This is a genomic window from uncultured Brachyspira sp., assembly GCF_944390595.1.
GTDB lineage: Bacteria > Spirochaetota > Brachyspiria > Brachyspirales > Brachyspiraceae > Brachyspira.
In genome coordinates this window covers 1-18,745 of record NZ_CALXRN010000189.1, presented here as the reverse complement: position 1 = coordinate 18,745, position 18,745 = coordinate 1, and the positions used below count along the sequence as shown (strand labels likewise).

The following is an 18,745-nucleotide window of genomic DNA, read 5'->3' as shown; positions in this document are numbered from 1 at the left end:
AAAAACCTTAATAATTACTATTTAATTTCTCTATACAATGCTCAATATTAATTTTAAGAGATTTCAAACTAGATAAATAATCATTATTATAAATAGATTTTTGTATATATTTTTCATTTATAAAAACACAGTCACATTTTTCAATAATAGATTTCAAGTCACTTTCATAAGACTCTATTTTATTATTTAATGTATTAAGTAAATCAGAGCAGACATACATATAACTATTTCTTTTATTGTATTCTATAGGTTTTATATCTCCTTTTCTAAACTTAATAGGAATAGATACATTTAATGATGATACTACATCTCCATTTTGATCAACAAAACGGTTGTAATAACTATTAGTTTTTATATTAATAGTATTTGAATCTATAAATGAACAAAATACATTATCGGCTACAATATAATCACCAGCATTCTTCAAATTACTATAATTATTATAATAGTTATTATATCTTGGGCTTCTGCTGCTTGCATTATTAAAAGCATCATTCTCATATACATTTATTAAAGGACTAAATTGCGTATTATTATTCATTTTATCAATTTCAATATAAAATTTTACACTGCTCATACTATTATTTACATACGTATTTTTATATTCATAAAATACATCTATAACAAAATACTTTTTACCATTTATATTAATTTCATTTTCATATTCATCTCTGTCACTTATAGAATCTTTATCTATATTTGTTTTAAGTTCTTCTGCTTCATCATATATTTTATCATAATTAAATTCATCAATATCATCATTCAAAAAACGCATTATAGATTTTTTCACTATGCTATTAACAGCTTTAATATTTTCTTCCAATGTCCAAATACAATTAGAAATTAAAAAACAATCTGTAGGAAGTATTTCTCTTCTATCTGAAAAATATGCAGAAGCTTTTAATATATAAACAATATTCTTCCACCTTCTATCAGAAATATAAATAGGTTCATTATTGCCGTTATTATATTCATCTATTTCATTCTTTATAGAAATTATAATGTTGATAATATTAGAAGGAACTTCCACTTCTTCTATATTGCTTTTTAAACTTTACAAATAATCTGCAGATATTTTATCTTCTTCATCTAAATCAGCATTAAAATCAATATCTTTATCAACTATCAATGATTTAAAATTATCTATATCTTCTGCAGGATTAACTAATAAACGCATTATAAATCTGTCATACATAGCATCAAGTCCCTGCCCTTTAGGAGGAGTCTCATTACTTGCAGCTGCCAATATTTTTAAAGGTACTTTTTCTTCAACACTTCCATTTCTGTATATTTTTTCATTTATTATAGTTAACAATGTATTTAATATTGCAGGACTGCTTTTCCAAATTTCATCTAAAAATACAAAATCAACTTTAGGTAAATAACCTTCTGTTTGTCTTTCAAATTTATCTTCTTTTAATTTAGACAAACTTACAGGACCGAATACATCTTCAGGAGTAGTAAATCTATTCATAAGCTGACCAAAATATTTAGACTCTTTAAAAGCTGAAGCTATTCTTCTTACTATTAAACTTTTAGCAGTTCCAGGAGGACCATATAAAAATACTGATTTTCCAGCCAAAGCACATAAAAAAGTAAATGATATGATATCCTCTTTTTCATACAGTCCTTCTGAAAGTTTTTTAATAATGCTGTTTATTTTTTCTTTGTTCAAATCCATATATAGCACCTTTAATTTGTCATATTTATAATTATAATAATAATATCATTAATGGCAATATACTATATTAATTATGCCATATAAGTTTAAATATATACTTATATGTATATACAATAAATACAATATATTTCGAACATCTTTTATTTTACAATTTTATAATTGTTTTTTTACTTTATATATATTATAATGTTTTGTACTTATATTATATTTTTTATCAACATAATCAAAAGGAATAAAATGATATCAGTAGAGAAATTGAATAAATACTATGGTGATTTTCATGCTTTAAAAGGTGTAAGTTTTGAAATAAATGCAGGAGAAATTGTAGGAATACTTGGACCTAATGGAGCCGGAAAGTCTACTACTTTAAGAATATTAACATGCTATCTTTCACCTACAAGCGGTAATGCTATTATAGACGGTAAAAGCATATTAAACAATGAAAGAGAGGTCAAAAAGGTTATAGGATACTTGCCGGAATCAGCACCTCTTTATGATGACATGTGCGTATTTGATTACCTTGTTTATATGGCAGAAATTCAGGAACTTGAGAGAAGCAGATTAACAGAAAGACTTAATTATGTAGTAGAAGCATGCAGTTTGAAAGATGTTATATCAAAGTCAATCGGAGAGCTTTCAAAAGGTTATAAGCAGCGTGTAGGTATTGCAGGAGCTATTATACATGATCCTAAAATACTTATATTAGATGAACCTACTAACGGACTTGACCCTAACCAAATAGTAGAAATTAGAGAGCTTATTAAAGAACTTGGAAAAGAAAAAACTGTTCTTATATCAACTCATATATTAAGCGAAGTTGAAGCTACTTGTTCAAGAGCTATTATTATAAATCAAGGAAATGTTATCGCAGATGCTGATCCTAAACACTTGAGTTTAAATGATACAACTAAAGAAAATATAGTATCAACAAGAATAAAATTATCTGTAAAAACTAATGATGATAATAATAAAATAATAGAAAAATTAAAAACTATAGAAAATGTTTATGATGTTCAAATTGAAGATAACGGTAATCTAAAAGATATTATTGTATTTTCCAATGATGAAGAACCTAGAGAAAAGATTTATAAATTTATAAAAAATACTGATTGGATAATATATGAAATGACAAAAGAAAAACAAAATTTAGAAGCCGTATTCCATACATTAACAAAAGGAGACAAATAAGTGGAAAACATTTTTTCATTAAATAAATCAAATATTATATTAAAAAAAGAATTAAGACATATATTCTTTTCTCCAATAGCATATATATTTTCAGCAATATTTTTGATAGTAAGCGGGGTATATTTTTTCTCAAGATTTTTTATACTTCAGCAGAATGATATGCAGGATTTTTTCGGCATACTGCCTTTGATTCTATCACTAATAATACCGCCTATAACTATGGGATTATTATCAAGCGAGTTTTCAAGCGGTTCTTATGAGCTTATAAGCACCCAGTCAGTTTCATCATTAGAAATTATATTAGGAAAATTCTGTTCTGCTGTAATATTTATGCTTTTTGCATTGGTACCTACTATACTCTACCCTATAACATTAATATTTTTGGGAAGATTAGACTTAGGACCTGTTATTGCTGGATATATCGGAAGCGTATTTCTTATTATGGCTTTATGTGCTATAGGAATATTTGCATCATCTACTACAAAAAATCAAATAGTAGCATTAATTGTAGGGCTTGCAATTATGATATCTTTGAACATGTTTTTAAGATATTTAACTCTGCTTTTTCCTTCTATAGTTAACATTATAGAAGTTATTAGCGGAGATTATCATTTTGCCAACATTGCAAGAGGAGTATTAGATTTAAGAGATATTGTTTATTTCTTATCTGTTACTGTTATATTTTTATATTTGGCTAATATTATGCTGGAAAATAGAAAATAATTTACGATATAAAAAATCAAAATAAAAAAATAGGATAAAAAAATGAATAAGAACGTTACAAAAATTATAATTCTTCTTGTGGTATTAGCTGTAATAGGTGTTATAGCATTTTTCACCACAAAACAAAAACGTATAGAAACTGAGGCAAATAAACCAAGAACTCAGATTTTTGAACTTAATGAAACAAATGTAACAAAATATGAATTAAGATATTCAGAAGAGCCAATAATAGTAGAAAAGATAGATGAAATTTGGAAAGTAACATCTCCTTCTAATAATTATAAAATAGACCAATTAGAGGCTTTTGCTAATGTTAAAAACTTTAATACTTTGAATATTGATATGATTATAACAAATCTTACTGAAATTGAATCATTCGGACTTGAAAATCCAAGCAATGAATTTACAGTTTGGGAAGGAGATAAAGAATATAAAATATTTGTAGGAAATAAGACAGCAGATGAAGAAAGATACTATGTAAAATATAATGATGAATATTTCAGTGTTGAGCTTATATATATAGAGGCACTTAAAAAAACTATTGATATGTTAAGAGATAAGATAATATTTGATAAGCCTATATATATAGATTCTGTTGTAAGAGTTGAAAGCAATATAAAAGATTATACAAATGTTATAAAGAAAGAAAATAGAACTAATTGGGTTGTTGAAGGAATAGAAGAAGAAATAAGCTTAGATAGAGCATACAGAGACTACGAAGCATTATCTTTGGTTAAAGCAACTGGATTTGTTAATGATGACAATATGAAAAAATATTTAGAAAGATTATTCAAAATTCCTGATGCTACAATTACAATATTTATGGAAGATAATACAAAAAAAGAATATGCTTTAGTTTATGATAATAATGATGGCAAAGTATACATAAAACCAGAAAGCGGTATAATATATGAAGCTGACTATTCTATATACAATGCTGCTATGCGCGGAAAAGAATATTATATAAAAACAGAAGAAGATGAAAAAGAAGCTAATATGGAAAATGATCCTTATACTGATGAAACAGAAGACAGTATGAGATTGGATGAAAATATACAGCAGCAATAATTTTAATAAAAATATTTATTAAAAAAGGAAGTAATTTATGAAAAAGCAAATACCTAATTTACTAAGTATTAGCAGAATAGTTTTGTCTCCGCTTGTTATATTTTTATATTTTTATAATTCTATGATAAGTGCAGTATTAGCATTAATATTTCTTATAGTACTGGAAATAACAGATGCTTTAGACGGTGCTATGGCTAGAAAATTAAATTTGGTAAGCGATTTAGGTAAAGTGCTTGATCCATTTGCTGACACAGTATTTCATATAACAATGTTTACAATATTTTTATACGAAGGTTCTATGCCTATATGGATGTATATAATTTCACTTTATAGAGATATGTTTTCAATGTTCATAAGGATTTTAGGCGGATTAAGAGGTTTTGCTGTTGCTGCTAAATTCAGCGGTAAATTAAAAACTGCATCAAGAGCAGCTGCAGTAATTATCATATTTCTTATAAAAATATTGAAACATACAGATATAGTTCTTCCTTATAATCAAATAACATATTATAGTTTATTAATAGTGACAATAATAACAATATATTCATTTTTTGATTATATGCCTTTAATAACAGGAAAAGCTAATAAAAAATAAGAATTATTATTATTGCTAGTGATAAACTTCATAAAAACAATGGGTATTCATAAATATTTGAATACCCATTTTTATATTATAGTGCTAAAATTAGAACCAATACCTAAATCCAAAATCTCCATAAAATCTAAAAAACTTGGAGAATGTCCATCCGCTGCTCTTTGGATACCATCCGAAAGTTCTAAATCCATCATTACCAACAGCCAAAGCACTCAAGCCAGGAGTAATCTGCAAAAATATTTCCCAATCTCTATTAAATAGAAATGAAAAACCTAAAGGAACTCTAACATTTGCTTCTATATTCCAGTAATTATTTCCAAATTCCATTACACCTTCTAAACCTAGCCCAAAATATACCCAAACATGAGAATCCCCAAGCATTCCTAATCTATGCTTTAATCCCCACCAATCTGCACTGGCACTGAGTCCGAAAAATGCAAATCCTGTTGATGACAGACCTATATTAAGTATTCCTCCAAACATGAATGGAACAACATCAAATTTACCTGTCACCCCCAAAGATACTTGGGTTGGAAAACCAGCTCTTATAAAAAATCCTGCACTTTCTCCATTAGGATAAAAAGAGTATAATTTATTAAAAACTGATGTAAAGGATATTATCATAAATACATATATGATTATTTTTTTAGTCATAATAATTATAAATCCAAAATATTTTATTTAAAAATATAAAAAATAATGTAAAAAAGTAAAGCAAATAAAAGCCCCGTAATTAAACGAGGCTATAATTTTTCAAATAAAACTTATTAAATTTAGAACCAATATCTAAATCCAACTTGGAATGCTATGTGCAAGAAATGACCGAAATACCATCTGTCTCTGTCTCCTCTGTCTCCAAGGTATATACCAAGTATTGAAACTCCGTCTCCGTCAGCATGTAAAACGTTAAGAGTAGGAGCAGGCTCTAAGAATATTTCCCATTTTTGTTTAATTAAGAAAGAAAAACCTATAGGCATTCTTAAACCAGCATTAATTGACCATATACCATGGGAACCAAAAGCAAAATCAGCAGCAAGTCCTGGCCCTAAATAGAAGTGAACATCTGACTCACCAGCCTGACCCAAAGGTATTTTTAATCCCCACCAATCCATAGTTAAACCAACACCGAAATATTGATAATAAGGATTGAATAAACCTGCTACAGCTTGAACACCAAACATCAAAGGAACACCATCGAACTGACCTACTAATGCTAAACCCTGATTAGGATATCCAAAAAATAATGAAGCTCCTATTGCAGCACCGTCAGAATAAGCAGCTTGTGCTTTGTTAGGAATAGCAACTGCTAAAATTAATATCATAGCAGAGATAAGTGTAATCTTTTTAAACATAATATTCTCCATTTTTTATATATCTACACTATACAATCTATGTCTAAAAATGTCAATAAGTAACATAATATTATAAAATTTTATTTACATAAAAAAACAAAATGAACCATTTTTTACTTTTTTATTTGCTGTTTTAGATATGCAGATATAAACTCATCTATATTTCCATCCATAACAGAATTCATATTTCCGCTTTCATGTCCTGTTCTTAAGTCTTTTACCATCTGATAAGGCTGAAATACATAACTTCTAATCTGATTACCCCAAGCTATATCCGTTTTTTCACCTGCTATTTTCTGCTTTTCTTTATCCAGTTTCTCTTTTTCAAGCTGATAAAGTTTAGCCTTTAACATTTTCATAGCCATATCTTTATTATTATGCTGGCTTCTTTCAGCCTGACACTGTACAACAATATTTGTAGGAATATGAGTTATTCTTATAGCAGATGATGTTTTATTTACGTGCTGACCGCCTGCTCCGGAAGCTCTGTATGTATCTATTCTTAAATCTGCAAGGTTAATTTCAACTTCAATATCTTCATCTATATCCGGCATAACGCTTACAGCTACAAATGAAGTATGCCTCTTAGCATTAGCATCAAAAGGAGATATTCTCACTAGTCTATGTACACCTATTTCAGAACGCAAATAACCATAAGCATAAAGACCTTGTACATAAAAACTGATTTGCTTTATTCCTGCTTCATCACCAGGAAGTTCATCCGTAGTTTCAACTGTAAAACCATGCCTCTCACAAAAACGTACATACATCCTTGAAAGCATAGAAGCCCAGTCACAGCTTTCTGTACCGCCGGCTCCTGCATTTAATGTAAGATATGCATTTTTGCTGTCAAATTCCCCAGAAAATAAATTTTTAGTTTCTAACTCATCAAAAACTTTTTGAAGCTCTATATATTCGCCTTCCAGCTCTTTCTCCATTTCTGTATCGCCGGATTCTATAGCCATTTCAACAAGCTCATATATATTATTAGAGTTTTTTATTAGGTTTTCAACAGGCTCTATTTTATCAAGAAGAAGCATTCTTTCTTTCATTAATTTTTGGGCTGCTATATTATCATTCCAAAAATCATCTTTGGCAGATATTTCATCAATCTCTTTTATTCTTTTATAAATAGAATCGGGGTCAAAGATACCCCCTTAATACTTCCGATTGTTCTTTAATATTTGCTACTGAATTTTTAATCTCAGATAATGTCATAAATTTTCCTAATTTATTATTAAAAATTAATTTTTTTAATCAAAAATTATTCTTCTGTAGGTAATATCCTAGTACCATTAGATGACTTAAGTATATAAACATCAGCATCTCTTCTAGTTCTTTCTTTGTAATGCGTATATAAATTTTCTATAACATTTTCAACTTCTGTTTTTTTAAGTAATATTAAAACTCCGCCGCCGAAACCTGTACCTATCATTCTAGCACCTAAAACACCATCCATATTAAGAGATTCTTCTACTAAAATATCTAACTCTGCAGTAGAAACTTCATACAATTTACTTAATCCGTCATGCGTTTTTGATATTAAATTTGCTAAATCCTTAATAGAACCTTTCTTAATAGCCTTTACAGCCTGATTTACTCTATCCTGCTCTGAAGAAACATATAAAGCACGTCTTTGTTCTTTATTTTGCAAAGTCTCTTTAATGAAATCAGCATCCTTAGGCTTTAAATCGCATAAAGATTTTAAATTTGGTTTTTTCTCTTTTAATTTTTTTAAAGCATTCTCACATTCTCTTCTTCTTGCATTATATTCGCTATCGCTGGAAGTTCTTTTTTTATTACTGTTAACAACAGCCATACAATAATCGCCCATATTAAAATCAAAATATTCATATTTAAGCGAACTCATATTAAAAAAGAACAATGTATTATCTTTTCCCATAAAAATTGCCGCATGATCGCTTAAAGATGTTCTATGAGATGCATATTTTCTTTCCCCTTCATATGACAATTTTGCCATATCTAAAGGTTCAATATCTTTTATATTATTTATATCTAGAGCTGCATAAGTTAAACAAGCACATAATGAACTTGAAGATGCTAAAGATGTATTAAATGGCAAGTCAGTATACACAAATAAATCCATACCATGTATTTTATATCCATTTTCTATAAGTACAGAATATACACCTTTAAAATAAACAGCCCATTCATCTTCTTTATTCTTTTCTAATTCATCTAAAGTAAATGATTTTTTAGCCTTAAAAGAATGAGCATATATATTAATCTTATTATCCGGTCTTTTTCTAGCTACTATATAAGTACCTCTGTCTACTGCAGCAGTTATAGTATCGCCTCCAGAATAATCTATAAGCTCGCCTATAATAGTTACTCTGCCTGGTGAAAAATATAACTTTGTATCACCTTTGTGACCAAAAACTTCTCTAAATCTTGCTACTATTTTTAAATGTAATCTAGGTATCATAGTTAACTTCTCTCAAAATTTATCTGTTATAAATACCATAAAATGAAAAAAAATCAATAGCATAAATAAAATATTACAGTTAAATATTAATAAATCGTAATTTTTTTAAAAAATTAGATATAAAATATTGATTTTGATAATAAAGAGTAATATAATAATTTACAGTTTCTAAATTAGAGGACTATTTCTATGGATAATAAATTATATAATAATTATATAGATATTTTAAAAGAAGAATTAGTACCAGCATTAGGCTGCACAGAACCAATAGCAATAGCCTATGCCGGAGCAAAAATAAGAGATATTATAGGAGAAATACCTGATTCCATAGTAGTAAAATGCAGCGGAAATATTATTAAAAATGTCAAAGGTGTAACTGTTCCTAATTCTAATGGATTAAAAGGAATTGATATCGCTGCTGTTTTAGGATTAATAGGAGGAGATTCAAGCAGAAATCTTGAAGTATTATCCACTGTTAAACAAGAAGATATTGATAAAACTAAAGAACTTGTAAAAAACGGTTTTTGTACATGTGATTTAATAGAAGGTTCTGAAAATTTACATATTATAATAGAAGCAAAATATAAAAATACATTTTCCTGTATTGAAATAAAAAATGCACATACAAATATAACTAAAATCATTAAAGATGGAAAAGAAATATTCACATCTGACAATGCCAGCAGTGATAAAGAATTAGCTGACAGAGAATCATTAAAAATAAAAGAAATACTAAATTTTGCTAATGAAGTTAATATAGAAGATATTAGAGAGATTATATCAAGACAAATAGAAATGAATACAGCAATATCCGAAGAAGGAATAAAAAATGAATATGGATCATCTATAGGAAGAACACTTCTTAAATATTATGGAGATGATGTTAGAAACAAAGCTAAAGCATACGCATCTGCTGGTTCTGATGCCAGAATGGGAGGATGTCCTATGCCGGTAGTAACTAATTCAGGCAGCGGAAATCAAGGAATAACTGTATCAATACCTGTAATAGAATATGCTAAATATATGAATGTATCTAAAGAGAAATTATACAGAGCATTAGTTTTATCAAATTTAATAGCTATACTTCAAAAAAAACATATTGGAAAATTATCTGCTTTCTGCGGTGTCGTTTGTGCTGCTACAGGAGCTGCTTCCGGTATTGCTTATTTGCATGATGCTGACTATAATATAATATCTGATACTATAACAAATGCATTATGTACAATAGGCGGTATGGTTTGCGATGGTGCTAAAGCTTCTTGTGCCTCAAAAATTTCTGAAGCTGTTGATTGCGGAATACTAGCTTATAATTTAGCAAAAGATGGAAAAGTATTCAAATCAGGAGACGGACTTGTAAAAGATGATATAGAAGCCACCATAGACAGCATAGGAAGAATGGCTAAAGAAGGTATGAAAGGTACTGATATAGAAATATTAAATATAATGATAGATAAATAATATATAAACTAAAAATTATAACTCTTTAAAAAATACAATAATATAACTATAATATTTTATACTAGATTTATTTAAAAAAAATTGTATAATTTATTAACAATATTTTTCGATAACAGTTAAGAGTATTTTTTATAAGGAGTATTTTTTATGGCTGGTTTAAGTGACAAAGAAATTAATGCAACTTTAGCTAGAATAAGAAGTGATTATGAAAAAGGTGCTGAGAAATACGGCAATAAAATATATAATGTTAATAGTTTCAATGACAGATACAGAGAAGCATTGCAAAACAGACAGGATATATCAAATTTCTTAATTGTTGAAATAAAAATACTAGAAGATATCAAAACAACGCTTAGAGATAGAGAATTAGAACGCCAAAGAAAAAAAGCGGAAGAAGAAAAAGCTAAAGAAAATTCTTTCATGAATAAAGTTGATAACATGATAGAAAAATTTAAAAGTGCTGTGGAAAAATACCCTTTAGAAGATATGCATCCTAAAGCTGATCAAGAGATAGAACATTTATATGGTGCTTTTAAAGAATTGTATAATTGTTTTTCTGTTATTAGATTCTTCCTATGCGGACCAGCAAGCGATTATGTAGTTGAAACTGCAATAAAAGATTATGATAATCAATTTCAAAAATTCATCATACCTGTTGGGGAAACTAAAGTACCTCAAATATTCGCTGATTATATTTTTGCATTAAATAATGGAGAAAATTCAAGCAGAGCAGAACAATTTATACTTAAAGAATCTGGCTTCTTCCTACATGCTTTTATAGAAAAAATGAATAATATAAAATCAATAGCATTAAAAATAGCTAATGACGGAGAGATTGTACTTCCTGATTATTTGAATGTTCAGTCTCCTAGAGTTTATAAATTTTTTAAAGGCAAGAAAAAAGAAGAAATGTATGATGCAACTATCGCCTATGCTAGTGCAATGATAAATGACTTTAGACTGCAAAGCTTCAAAAAAGATGCCAATTAAAAATACATTAATTTTAATTTTTTTTGTTTTAATAAATATTTCATTATACTCTCAAACTAATAATGATTTTGTATACAATAAAGATAATTTAGCAAATGCATATCGTTTTTATAAAGCAAAAAATTATTCTAAAGCAGCGGAATTATTTGAATATGAAATAGAGAACTCCCCTATTCTAAAAATAGAATATTTTGAGAATTTAGCAAATGCATATATGTATTTAAAAGATTATACAAATATGCTTAGAGTATCGAGAAACGGAATCATAGTAAATAGATTTTCTCCTAAATTATACTTTCAAAAAGGATATGCATTATATAAACTAGGAAATACAAATCAAGCAATAGACTCTATAAGACATTCTATAAGTTTAAAGCCTAATGATGCTTATATGAATAATTTTTTAGGACTATTATATTTATATGTTGAAGATTATAAACAGGCAGAATCATCATTTTTGAAAGCAACAGTTTATAGTCCAAATAATATAGTATATATGGTTAATTTAGCAGCAACTTATGAAAGAGATAAAAATTACAGTTCAGCACTTGATGTATATGAATCAGCATACAAATTAGACCCTAAATACAAAGGATTGCATGATTCTATAATTAGAGCAAGAACAATACTTGGAATAAATACCAATTCAACAGAAACAGTATCAACAAATCAAAATAATATAATGGAATATAATGAAGATATAGAAGCTAAGCCTATAGAATTAGAAAATTACGAAAACAGTATTATCAGCAATAATTCTTTGACTAATGCGACTAATACAATTAATACAAACACTATAAATAATGCTTCATATACAAATATTCAAGAAAGCGGAAATACAAATATGCAAAAAGATAATTCTACTAATAATTAATATTGATAATATAAATATTTATTATATTATATAGCTTAGGGATTATTATATGCATACAATAAAAAATACTTTGGAAGAATATTCAAATAGAAAACTATATCATAATATCAATTTATCTAATTACATTAAAATATCACAAAAATGGGATGATATTATAGGAGAAGTACTTTCAAAAATATGTTATCCTTCATTCTTCAGAAATGGTATATTAACAATAATTGTTAAAGATAATGTATGGGCTAATGAAATATTTATGAATAGAACAAATATATTCAAAAATATAAAAAAAGAAACTAATATAGAAGTAGTTGAATTAAAAACAAGAATAGGAGAAGTAAATAATAATTATAATAATAAACCAGAAGAAAGCATAAAAAAGAATAAAATCATTACTAAAGAACATAAAGAATGGATTGATAATGTTATAGAAGAATCAAATATAAAAGATGAAAGAATGAAAGAAATATTTTTCAATATACTTAAATACGAGGATTATAATGATTGATGATGAGTTTATAAAAAAAGCTGTGAATGAATATAAAGCAACTAGAAGTATTGAATCTTTAAAAGAAATTAATAATCATTTATCTAATTATATATACAATTATCCAAGAAAAGTTTTCGGTATTTATCATAATGATGCTTTAGAGTTTTATTCATATTATATTGAAAGGATAGGAAATATAATATTAAAATACAATGAAACAGAAGCTAAATTTATAACATGGTTTACATATACATTAAGAAGTCATTATTTGAATTTTATAGATTACAAAAAAAGAAAAAATAAATATAATAAAAAAGAAATATCAATAGATGCCCCATTATGCAATAGAGATTCATTAACACTTCATGATGTACTTTATGATACTAAATCATATTCTATAAACGAATATACAGAAAACTATAATGAAGAAATAAACATAGAAAATATTGCATTAAAAATGTTTAACTATATAGAAAAAGAATTTAATGACAGAGATTCTTTGGCATTCTTTATGCATAATTTGGAATTATTTATAAATTTAATAGCATCTCCTATTATGAAATATTTTAATATAGGATATGAGGAAGCATATTCCATAATAGAAAAGGCAAGATCAACTTATATAAATAAATATAATGAAATAATAAAACAGCAGGACAGAATAGCTAAAGTGAATGCTCAAATATCTGAAAATAATAGAAAGGGAATTTTCACTGTACATTTAGCGAGCAAAAAACAAAATTATATAAAAAAACTGCATTCTATAAAAATAAATGTTCCTTATGATTTTATAGCAAAACTTTTTAATATTACAAGCAATGCAGTTACAAAAATTATAAACAAAATAAAAACTAATTTGAAAGAACATTTTAATAATTTATTGGATTTATAATATGAGCAAATATAATTACACAGAAGAAGAAATTATAAATTATGTTAATGGCATCAAAGTATCCGATGATTTTTTAAAAGAGCTTGAATCAAATACAGATTTACAAAAAGAAGTAAGCTCTTTAAAAAATGATTTATTTCTTATGGAAAATGTAAAAGATTCTGATATGTTCAAAGAATCAAAAATGAAATCAACTATTAATATTAAAAACGGTATAATTGATTATATGCTTTATTTTACTGCATTAACTCCATTAGCTTCAAGAGGAACTGATGATAAAAATATAAAAGATATTTATGTTTATAAAAATATAGAAATATATAAAAGCAATGATGAATACTATATTAATATAAGCAATATAAAAAATTGGTGTGTAATAGAGTATAATGGAGAGAAAATAGTCAATATATTTGGAGAAAGAGATAACTACTCTTCAAACTTAAAAAATGGAAATTATAATATTAAAGTTGATGATTATGAAGCTTCGATAAATATAGAATGAATATTATGAATTAAACAAAATAAGGAAAGAATTATAACTATGGATGAAATATGTAAATGGGCTAAAACAGAAATAGAAATAAAATACCATAATGAAGAATGGTGCAGAATATGCCATGATGAAAGGAAGCTATTTGAAATGCTGATATTAGAAGGTATGCAGGCTGGGCTTAGTTGGAAATGCATACTTGATAAGAGAGAAAATATGAGAAAAGCATTCGATAATTTCGATTATAAAAAGATAGCTAAATATGATAATAAAAAAATAGAAGAACTGCTTAATGATAAAGGCATTATTAGAAATAAAAGAAAGATTAATGCTCTTATATTAAATGCTCAAAAATTTATTGAAGTTCAAAAAGAATTTGGAAGTTTTGACAAATATATATGGAGCTTTACCGATAATAAACAAATAGATAATAAACTAAAAGATAACTCTGAAATACCAGCAAAAAATGAATTATCTGATAAAATTAGTAAAGACTTAATAAAAAGGGGATTTAAATTTGTAGGAAGTGTAATCATTTACAGCTACATGCAAGGAATAGGAATTGTAAATGATCATTCAATAAACTGCAAATTTCATGATATATAAATAAATGGATATTAAATTATGGGAAAATATAATACTTTATCATTTCAAAAATCATCTATCATATATATAAAAAATCAATACCCTAAAGATTCTTTCTATGTAATTACAAAAGGAAAGGCTATTTCTTATGGTACTTTTGATTATAATATAGAGTTTAATAAAGGCAATATATTAGGTTTGGTAAATGCTGTATTGAATGAGCCATATTTCTATAATGTAAAAGCTGTAGAAGATACCGAAGTAATGGAAATAAAAATAGAAGATATAGTCAATATAGAAAGCAAAGATTTAATGGTAAAGATAGACAGATATTTAGATACATCATTGGAAATGTGGCTCAGTAAATACTATATGTCGCTATCAAATAATCATAACAACAGTATATTCATAAGTTCCAAAGATGATGTATTAAAAATGGCAGAAGTATATAAAAAAAATGGTTTTGATGATGCATCTTATAAATTATATAAAAAATGTATAGAGTTGTTTCCAGAAAGCGAAAATGAAATCAAAAATCAATTATCAAGTTTAACTCCTATATCAGAACCTACGGCAATGGGAAATAATACATTTAGTTACAAGAAAGGATATTGTATATATACAGAACTAGAGGCAAGTAACAAATTATATATTATACAATCAGGAAAAGTTGGAATATATAATATAATAAATTCACATCAAAAATTACCAGAGCAATTTATTCAGAAAGTAATATTATTGACGGATATAAACCTATAGGCAAATATCAAGCATTATCAACAAGTGCTATAATATTGGAGGATTCTTTAATAAAAGTATTAGAAAGAGAAGAATTATTAGATGCCATGGAGCATGAACCATCTTTAAAACTTTATTACATAAAAATGGTAAGCATGAAAATAAGAAATACTGTATTAAAAACAATAGTACTGCACACAGATGAAATAATACCAAAATTAATAATAACTTTATATTATATGTTAAAAACAGAAACTTTGCCAAAAGATACAAATTCTATAAATTTATTATATAATGTAAATGATATAAAAACTATAATTAATATTAATGATCTAAAATTAGTAGAAAAAGAATTAAATAAAATAAGATCAGTAAAAATATCAGAAGACCATTATATCAATATATTAGATATAAAAAATTTCATTATAGAATATAAAAACTGTATGAATAGAATAACAAGTCATAAAAATTAATAATTGCAAATTATAATAATACTGTTAAAATAAAAATATATTTATCATATTTTACATTTGATTGTATTTTAAGATTATTATAATAAATAAACATATATTTAGGAGTTTTAAATGCCTACATTAAAAACAAGCATATCAGGTATAAGAGGAATAATCGGGGACGGACTAGACATAAGAGCAATTGTAGATTATACATCTGCATTTGCATGTCTCTTCCCAAAGAAAGCAAAAATTTTGGTAGCAAGAGACACAAGAATAACAGGAGAATCTATATTAAATGCTGTAGTTTCAACATTAATGGCATCAGGAATAAATGTAATAGATATAGGAATAACACCTACACCAACTGCATTATATATGGTTGAAAAGTTAAAAATACATGGCGGTATAATGATATCAGCAAGCCATAATCCTATAGAATGGAATGCTTTAAAATTAATAGGAAAGGAAGGAAGATTCTTAGATGAAAAATCTGTTAATGAACTTATGAAACTTTATGATAAAAAATCATCAAGATTTGTTAAAGCATTGGAAACAGGAACATATCAAAAAATAGATAATGCCATAGATGAACATATAAAACGCATTTTAAGATGGATAGACGTAGAAAAAATAAAAAAAGCTAATTTCAAAGTAGCATGTGATTATGTTAATGGAACAGGTTTATTTGCTACACCTCCTTTATTAAAAGCATTAGGTGTTAAAGAAATATCCATTAATAAAGAACATACAGGAAAATTTGCCCATGTAGCAGAGCCTTCAGCAGCAAGCATGAAAAGTTTATCTGATTTAGTGAAAAAAAATAAGGTTAATATAGGCTTTACTCAAGACCCAGACGCTGACAGACTTGCTATAGTTCTTAATGACGGTACAATTATAAGCGAAGAATATACTTTGGCTTTATGTGCTAAATATTTATGGCTTGTAGGAAAAGGAAATGCAGCTGTTAATCTCTCTACATCAAGAATGATAGATGATTTAGCTAAAGAAAAAGGCTACTCAGTTGACAGAACAAAAATAGGAGAAATAAATGTTTCTTCTCATGTTGTAAAAAATAAATTATATTTTGGAGGCGAAGGAAACGGAGGAATAATAGTTCCTGCTGTAACTCCCGGAAGAGATTCACTTTTAGGTATAGCTTTGATATTAGAATTAATGGCAGCAACAGGAAATACTATAACAGAACTTGTTAATGAAATACCAAAATATGAAATAGTTAAAGAAAAAATAGAAGTTGCAAAAATAGATGAAGATAAATTCTTAAAGCAAGTAAAAGCAGAATATCCTAAATCAAAAATAACAACCATTGATGGTATAAAAATAGATTTGGAAAACGGATGGCTGCATGTACGCTCATCAAATACAGAACCTATTGTACGTATTATAGCAGAAGCTAAAACTAAAAAAGAGGCTAAAGAGTTAATTGAATCTGCTATGAATATGATAAAAGGAGAAAAACCTGCCAAAAAAGCAGCTCCTAAAAAAGAAACAAATAAAAAAACTGCCAAATAATATAAAATAATAGTAAGATAAAAGCAGAAGGTAATTTTATCTTCTGCTTTATTTTTTATAATAATTAAACTATTAATACATAAATATTATAGTAGAAACTAACTACTTCGACTTTTAAACCAAAAAAGTCGAAAATTTTAAATTAATAAAAATTACTTGACAAATTTATTATATTTTGTTTTAATATAATAGATATTTAACTAATAAAAAAAATTTTTGTTATATTATATATCTTTTATATACCAGAAAGGATAGATATGGATTTAAATCTTAAAAATAAAACAGCCATAATAACAGGATCAAGCAGAGGAATAGGTAAAAAAATAGCAGAAACTTTAGCTAAAGAAGGAGTTAATGTTGTAATAACTGCTACTAATTCTGATAAAGCATCAAGTGTTGCAGAAGAAATAAAATCTGCATATAATGTAGAAACTTTAGGTTTAGAACATGATGCTAAATCAAGCGAATCTTGTAAAAATGTAATTGCTAAAACTATAGAAAAATTCGGGTCTATTGATATTCTTGTAAATAATGCAGGAATTACAAAAGATATGCTTGTTATACAAATGGATGATAATGCTTGGAATGATGTATTATCAACAAATTTGTCAGGAGCTTTTTATACTTCAAGAGAAGCAGCAAAAAATATGCTAAGAGCTAGAAAAGGAAAAATAATTAATATATCCAGCGTTATTGGTAAAATGGGTAATGCAGGACAAGCTAATTATGCTGCTGCTAAAGCCGGACTTATAGGTATAACAAAATCTATGGCTAAAGAATTTGCACCTAGAAATATACGTGTAAATGCTATAGCACCTGGTTTTATTCAAACAGATATGACAGATGCTTTACCTGAAGATACAGTTAAAGGAATTATGAGTATAACCCCATTAAAGAAATTAGGAACTCCTGAAGATGTTGCTAATTTAGTGTTATTTCTCGCTTCAGATATGAGTAATTATATCACTGGAGAAGTAATAGCAGTTGATGGCGGAATGTCAATGTAATTAATAATTATGTATGTAAGGATGCTTAAAAGCACTTTATAATAAAAAAATATTATGATTTTAAGGAGATTAAAAATGGCATTAATCGATGAAATTAAAGATGTTGTTGCTAATCAATTAAACATCTCAGACAAAAGTAAAATTACTGATACAGCTTCTTTTGTAGATGATTTAAACGCTGATTCA

Annotated in this window: 21 protein-coding genes; 15 read left to right on the top strand and 6 right to left on the bottom strand. The window is 26.8% G+C overall.

Annotated elements, in window-relative coordinates:
- Positions 1-7: 7 nt before the first annotated feature.
- Both Q0J90_RS11180 and Q0J90_RS11175 read right to left on the bottom strand, forming a co-directional pair.
- Positions 8-1,030, bottom strand: a complete 1,023-nt coding sequence (locus Q0J90_RS11180) for a hypothetical protein (protein WP_297277981.1) — start codon at positions 1,028-1,030, stop codon at positions 8-10.
- Between the two features lie 24 nt (positions 1,031-1,054).
- A complete protein-coding gene (locus tag Q0J90_RS11175; RefSeq protein ID WP_297277980.1) occupies positions 1,055-1,681 on the bottom strand; it encodes an AAA family ATPase in 627 nt (208 codons plus the stop codon).
- A 237-nt stretch (positions 1,682-1,918) separates the two neighbouring features.
- Between Q0J90_RS11175 and Q0J90_RS11170 the strand changes: the two genes are divergently transcribed.
- From Q0J90_RS11170 to pgsA, 4 genes are read left to right on the top strand one after another with little or no spacing between them, the layout of a single operon-like run.
- The gene (locus Q0J90_RS11170; RefSeq protein WP_297277979.1) at positions 1,919-2,869 is read left to right on the top strand and encodes an ATP-binding cassette domain-containing protein; all 951 of its coding nucleotides are present in this window, start codon (positions 1,919-1,921) and stop codon (positions 2,867-2,869) included.
- Positions 2,870-3,592: an ABC transporter permease subunit gene (locus Q0J90_RS11165; protein ID WP_297277978.1), complete on the top strand. Its 723-nt coding sequence runs from the start codon at positions 2,870-2,872 to the stop codon at positions 3,590-3,592. It begins immediately after the preceding gene.
- Between the two features lie 42 nt (positions 3,593-3,634).
- Positions 3,635-4,660: a DUF4340 domain-containing protein gene (locus Q0J90_RS11160; protein WP_297277977.1), complete on the top strand. Its 1,026-nt coding sequence runs from the start codon at positions 3,635-3,637 to the stop codon at positions 4,658-4,660.
- A gap of 37 nt (positions 4,661-4,697) precedes the next feature.
- On the top strand, positions 4,698-5,255 hold the full coding sequence (pgsA, locus tag Q0J90_RS11155) for a CDP-diacylglycerol--glycerol-3-phosphate 3-phosphatidyltransferase (protein WP_297277976.1): 558 nt from the start codon (positions 4,698-4,700) through the stop codon (positions 5,253-5,255).
- A gap of 90 nt (positions 5,256-5,345) precedes the next feature.
- Here the strand turns inward: pgsA and Q0J90_RS11150 are convergent, their stop codons facing one another.
- The 4 genes from Q0J90_RS11150 to galK all read right to left on the bottom strand — a co-directional run bounded on the left by Q0J90_RS11150 (position 5,346) and on the right by galK (position 9,053).
- Complete coding sequence (locus tag Q0J90_RS11150; RefSeq protein ID WP_297277975.1) at positions 5,346-5,909, bottom strand: hypothetical protein; 564 nt, start codon at positions 5,907-5,909, stop codon at positions 5,346-5,348.
- Between the two features lie 119 nt (positions 5,910-6,028).
- Positions 6,029-6,607, bottom strand: a complete 579-nt coding sequence (locus Q0J90_RS11145) for a hypothetical protein (RefSeq protein WP_297277974.1) — start codon at positions 6,605-6,607, stop codon at positions 6,029-6,031.
- Between the two features lie 113 nt (positions 6,608-6,720).
- Positions 6,721-7,825, bottom strand: a protein-coding gene (gene prfB / locus Q0J90_RS11140; RefSeq protein ID WP_297277973.1) for a peptide chain release factor 2 whose coding sequence is annotated in 2 segments (ribosomal slippage) — positions 6,721-7,752 and positions 7,754-7,825 — 1,104 coding nt in all. Because the reading frame shifts where the segments join, the coding sequence is not laid out codon by codon here.
- 46 nt (positions 7,826-7,871) lie between these two features.
- Positions 7,872-9,053, bottom strand: a complete 1,182-nt coding sequence (galK, locus tag Q0J90_RS11135; protein ID WP_297277972.1) for a galactokinase — start codon at positions 9,051-9,053, stop codon at positions 7,872-7,874.
- 189 nt (positions 9,054-9,242) lie between these two features.
- On the opposite strand from galK, the gene Q0J90_RS11130 reads away from it, so the two are divergent.
- From Q0J90_RS11130 to fabG, 11 genes are all read left to right on the top strand, one after another.
- The gene (locus Q0J90_RS11130) at positions 9,243-10,511 is read left to right on the top strand and encodes a serine dehydratase subunit alpha family protein (protein ID WP_297277971.1); all 1,269 of its coding nucleotides are present in this window, start codon (positions 9,243-9,245) and stop codon (positions 10,509-10,511) included.
- Between the two features lie 147 nt (positions 10,512-10,658).
- Positions 10,659-11,501 (top strand): hypothetical protein, encoded by an 843-nt coding sequence (locus Q0J90_RS11125; protein ID WP_297277970.1) that lies wholly within the window; start codon positions 10,659-10,661, stop codon positions 11,499-11,501.
- Entirely contained in the window at positions 11,461-12,375 is a 915-nt protein-coding gene (locus Q0J90_RS11120; RefSeq protein ID WP_297277969.1) for a tetratricopeptide repeat protein, read from the top strand. Before Q0J90_RS11125 ends, Q0J90_RS11120 begins: the two co-directional genes overlap by 41 nt.
- Positions 12,376-12,424: 49 nt before the next feature.
- The gene (locus Q0J90_RS11115) at positions 12,425-12,880 is read left to right on the top strand and encodes a DUF721 domain-containing protein (protein ID WP_297277968.1); all 456 of its coding nucleotides are present in this window, start codon (positions 12,425-12,427) and stop codon (positions 12,878-12,880) included.
- Positions 12,873-13,754, top strand: coding sequence for an RNA polymerase subunit sigma (locus Q0J90_RS11110; RefSeq protein ID WP_297277967.1), 882 nt, complete (start codon positions 12,873-12,875; stop codon positions 13,752-13,754). The genes Q0J90_RS11115 and Q0J90_RS11110 overlap by 8 nt, the downstream gene beginning before the upstream one ends.
- Before the next feature lies 1 nt (position 13,755).
- Positions 13,756-14,256: a hypothetical protein gene (locus Q0J90_RS11105; protein WP_297277966.1), complete on the top strand. Its 501-nt coding sequence runs from the start codon at positions 13,756-13,758 to the stop codon at positions 14,254-14,256.
- A gap of 39 nt (positions 14,257-14,295) precedes the next feature.
- Positions 14,296-14,850 (top strand): DNA-3-methyladenine glycosylase I, encoded by a 555-nt coding sequence (locus tag Q0J90_RS11100; protein WP_297277965.1) that lies wholly within the window; start codon positions 14,296-14,298, stop codon positions 14,848-14,850.
- An 18-nt stretch (positions 14,851-14,868) separates the two neighbouring features.
- A complete protein-coding gene (locus Q0J90_RS11095) occupies positions 14,869-15,588 on the top strand; it encodes a cyclic nucleotide-binding domain-containing protein (protein ID WP_297277964.1) in 720 nt (239 codons plus the stop codon).
- Positions 15,589-15,623: 35 nt separating this feature from the next.
- Positions 15,624-16,040: a hypothetical protein gene (locus Q0J90_RS11090; protein ID WP_297277963.1), complete on the top strand. Its 417-nt coding sequence runs from the start codon at positions 15,624-15,626 to the stop codon at positions 16,038-16,040.
- A gap of 111 nt (positions 16,041-16,151) precedes the next feature.
- A complete protein-coding gene (gene glmM / locus Q0J90_RS11085; protein ID WP_297277962.1) occupies positions 16,152-17,552 on the top strand; it encodes a phosphoglucosamine mutase in 1,401 nt (466 codons plus the stop codon).
- A gap of 257 nt (positions 17,553-17,809) precedes the next feature.
- Positions 17,810-18,559, top strand: a complete 750-nt coding sequence (fabG, locus tag Q0J90_RS11080) for a 3-oxoacyl-[acyl-carrier-protein] reductase (protein WP_297277961.1) — start codon at positions 17,810-17,812, stop codon at positions 18,557-18,559.
- Positions 18,560-18,745 lie beyond the last annotated feature (186 nt).

Bases quoted from the DNA above. Each gene is read 5' to 3' on its own strand.
- Q0J90_RS11095 (WP_297277964.1), top strand. From the start codon at position 14,869: ATGGGAAAATATAATACTTTATCATTTCAAAAATCATCTATCATATAT.
- glmM (WP_297277962.1), top strand. From the start codon at position 16,152: ATGCCTACATTAAAAACAAGCATATCAGGTATAAGAGGAATAATCGGG.
- galK (WP_297277972.1), bottom strand. From the start codon at position 9,053: ATGATACCTAGATTACATTTAAAAATAGTAGCAAGATTTAGAGAAGTT.
- Q0J90_RS11130 (WP_297277971.1), top strand. From the start codon at position 9,243: ATGGATAATAAATTATATAATAATTATATAGATATTTTAAAAGAAGAA.
- pgsA (WP_297277976.1), top strand. From the start codon at position 4,698: ATGAAAAAGCAAATACCTAATTTACTAAGTATTAGCAGAATAGTTTTG.
- Q0J90_RS11120 (WP_297277969.1), top strand. From the start codon at position 11,461: ATGACTTTAGACTGCAAAGCTTCAAAAAAGATGCCAATTAAAAATACA.
- Q0J90_RS11170 (WP_297277979.1), top strand. From the start codon at position 1,919: ATGATATCAGTAGAGAAATTGAATAAATACTATGGTGATTTTCATGCT.
- fabG (WP_297277961.1), top strand. From the start codon at position 17,810: ATGGATTTAAATCTTAAAAATAAAACAGCCATAATAACAGGATCAAGC.
- Q0J90_RS11100 (WP_297277965.1), top strand. From the start codon at position 14,296: ATGGATGAAATATGTAAATGGGCTAAAACAGAAATAGAAATAAAATAC.
- Q0J90_RS11125 (WP_297277970.1), top strand. From the start codon at position 10,659: ATGGCTGGTTTAAGTGACAAAGAAATTAATGCAACTTTAGCTAGAATA.
- Q0J90_RS11175 (WP_297277980.1), bottom strand. From the start codon at position 1,681: ATGGATTTGAACAAAGAAAAAATAAACAGCATTATTAAAAAACTTTCA.
- Q0J90_RS11110 (WP_297277967.1), top strand. From the start codon at position 12,873: ATGATTGATGATGAGTTTATAAAAAAAGCTGTGAATGAATATAAAGCA.
- Q0J90_RS11105 (WP_297277966.1), top strand. From the start codon at position 13,756: ATGAGCAAATATAATTACACAGAAGAAGAAATTATAAATTATGTTAAT.
- Q0J90_RS11150 (WP_297277975.1), bottom strand. From the start codon at position 5,909: ATGACTAAAAAAATAATCATATATGTATTTATGATAATATCCTTTACA.
- Q0J90_RS11145 (WP_297277974.1), bottom strand. From the start codon at position 6,607: ATGTTTAAAAAGATTACACTTATCTCTGCTATGATATTAATTTTAGCA.
- Q0J90_RS11160 (WP_297277977.1), top strand. From the start codon at position 3,635: ATGAATAAGAACGTTACAAAAATTATAATTCTTCTTGTGGTATTAGCT.
- Q0J90_RS11115 (WP_297277968.1), top strand. From the start codon at position 12,425: ATGCATACAATAAAAAATACTTTGGAAGAATATTCAAATAGAAAACTA.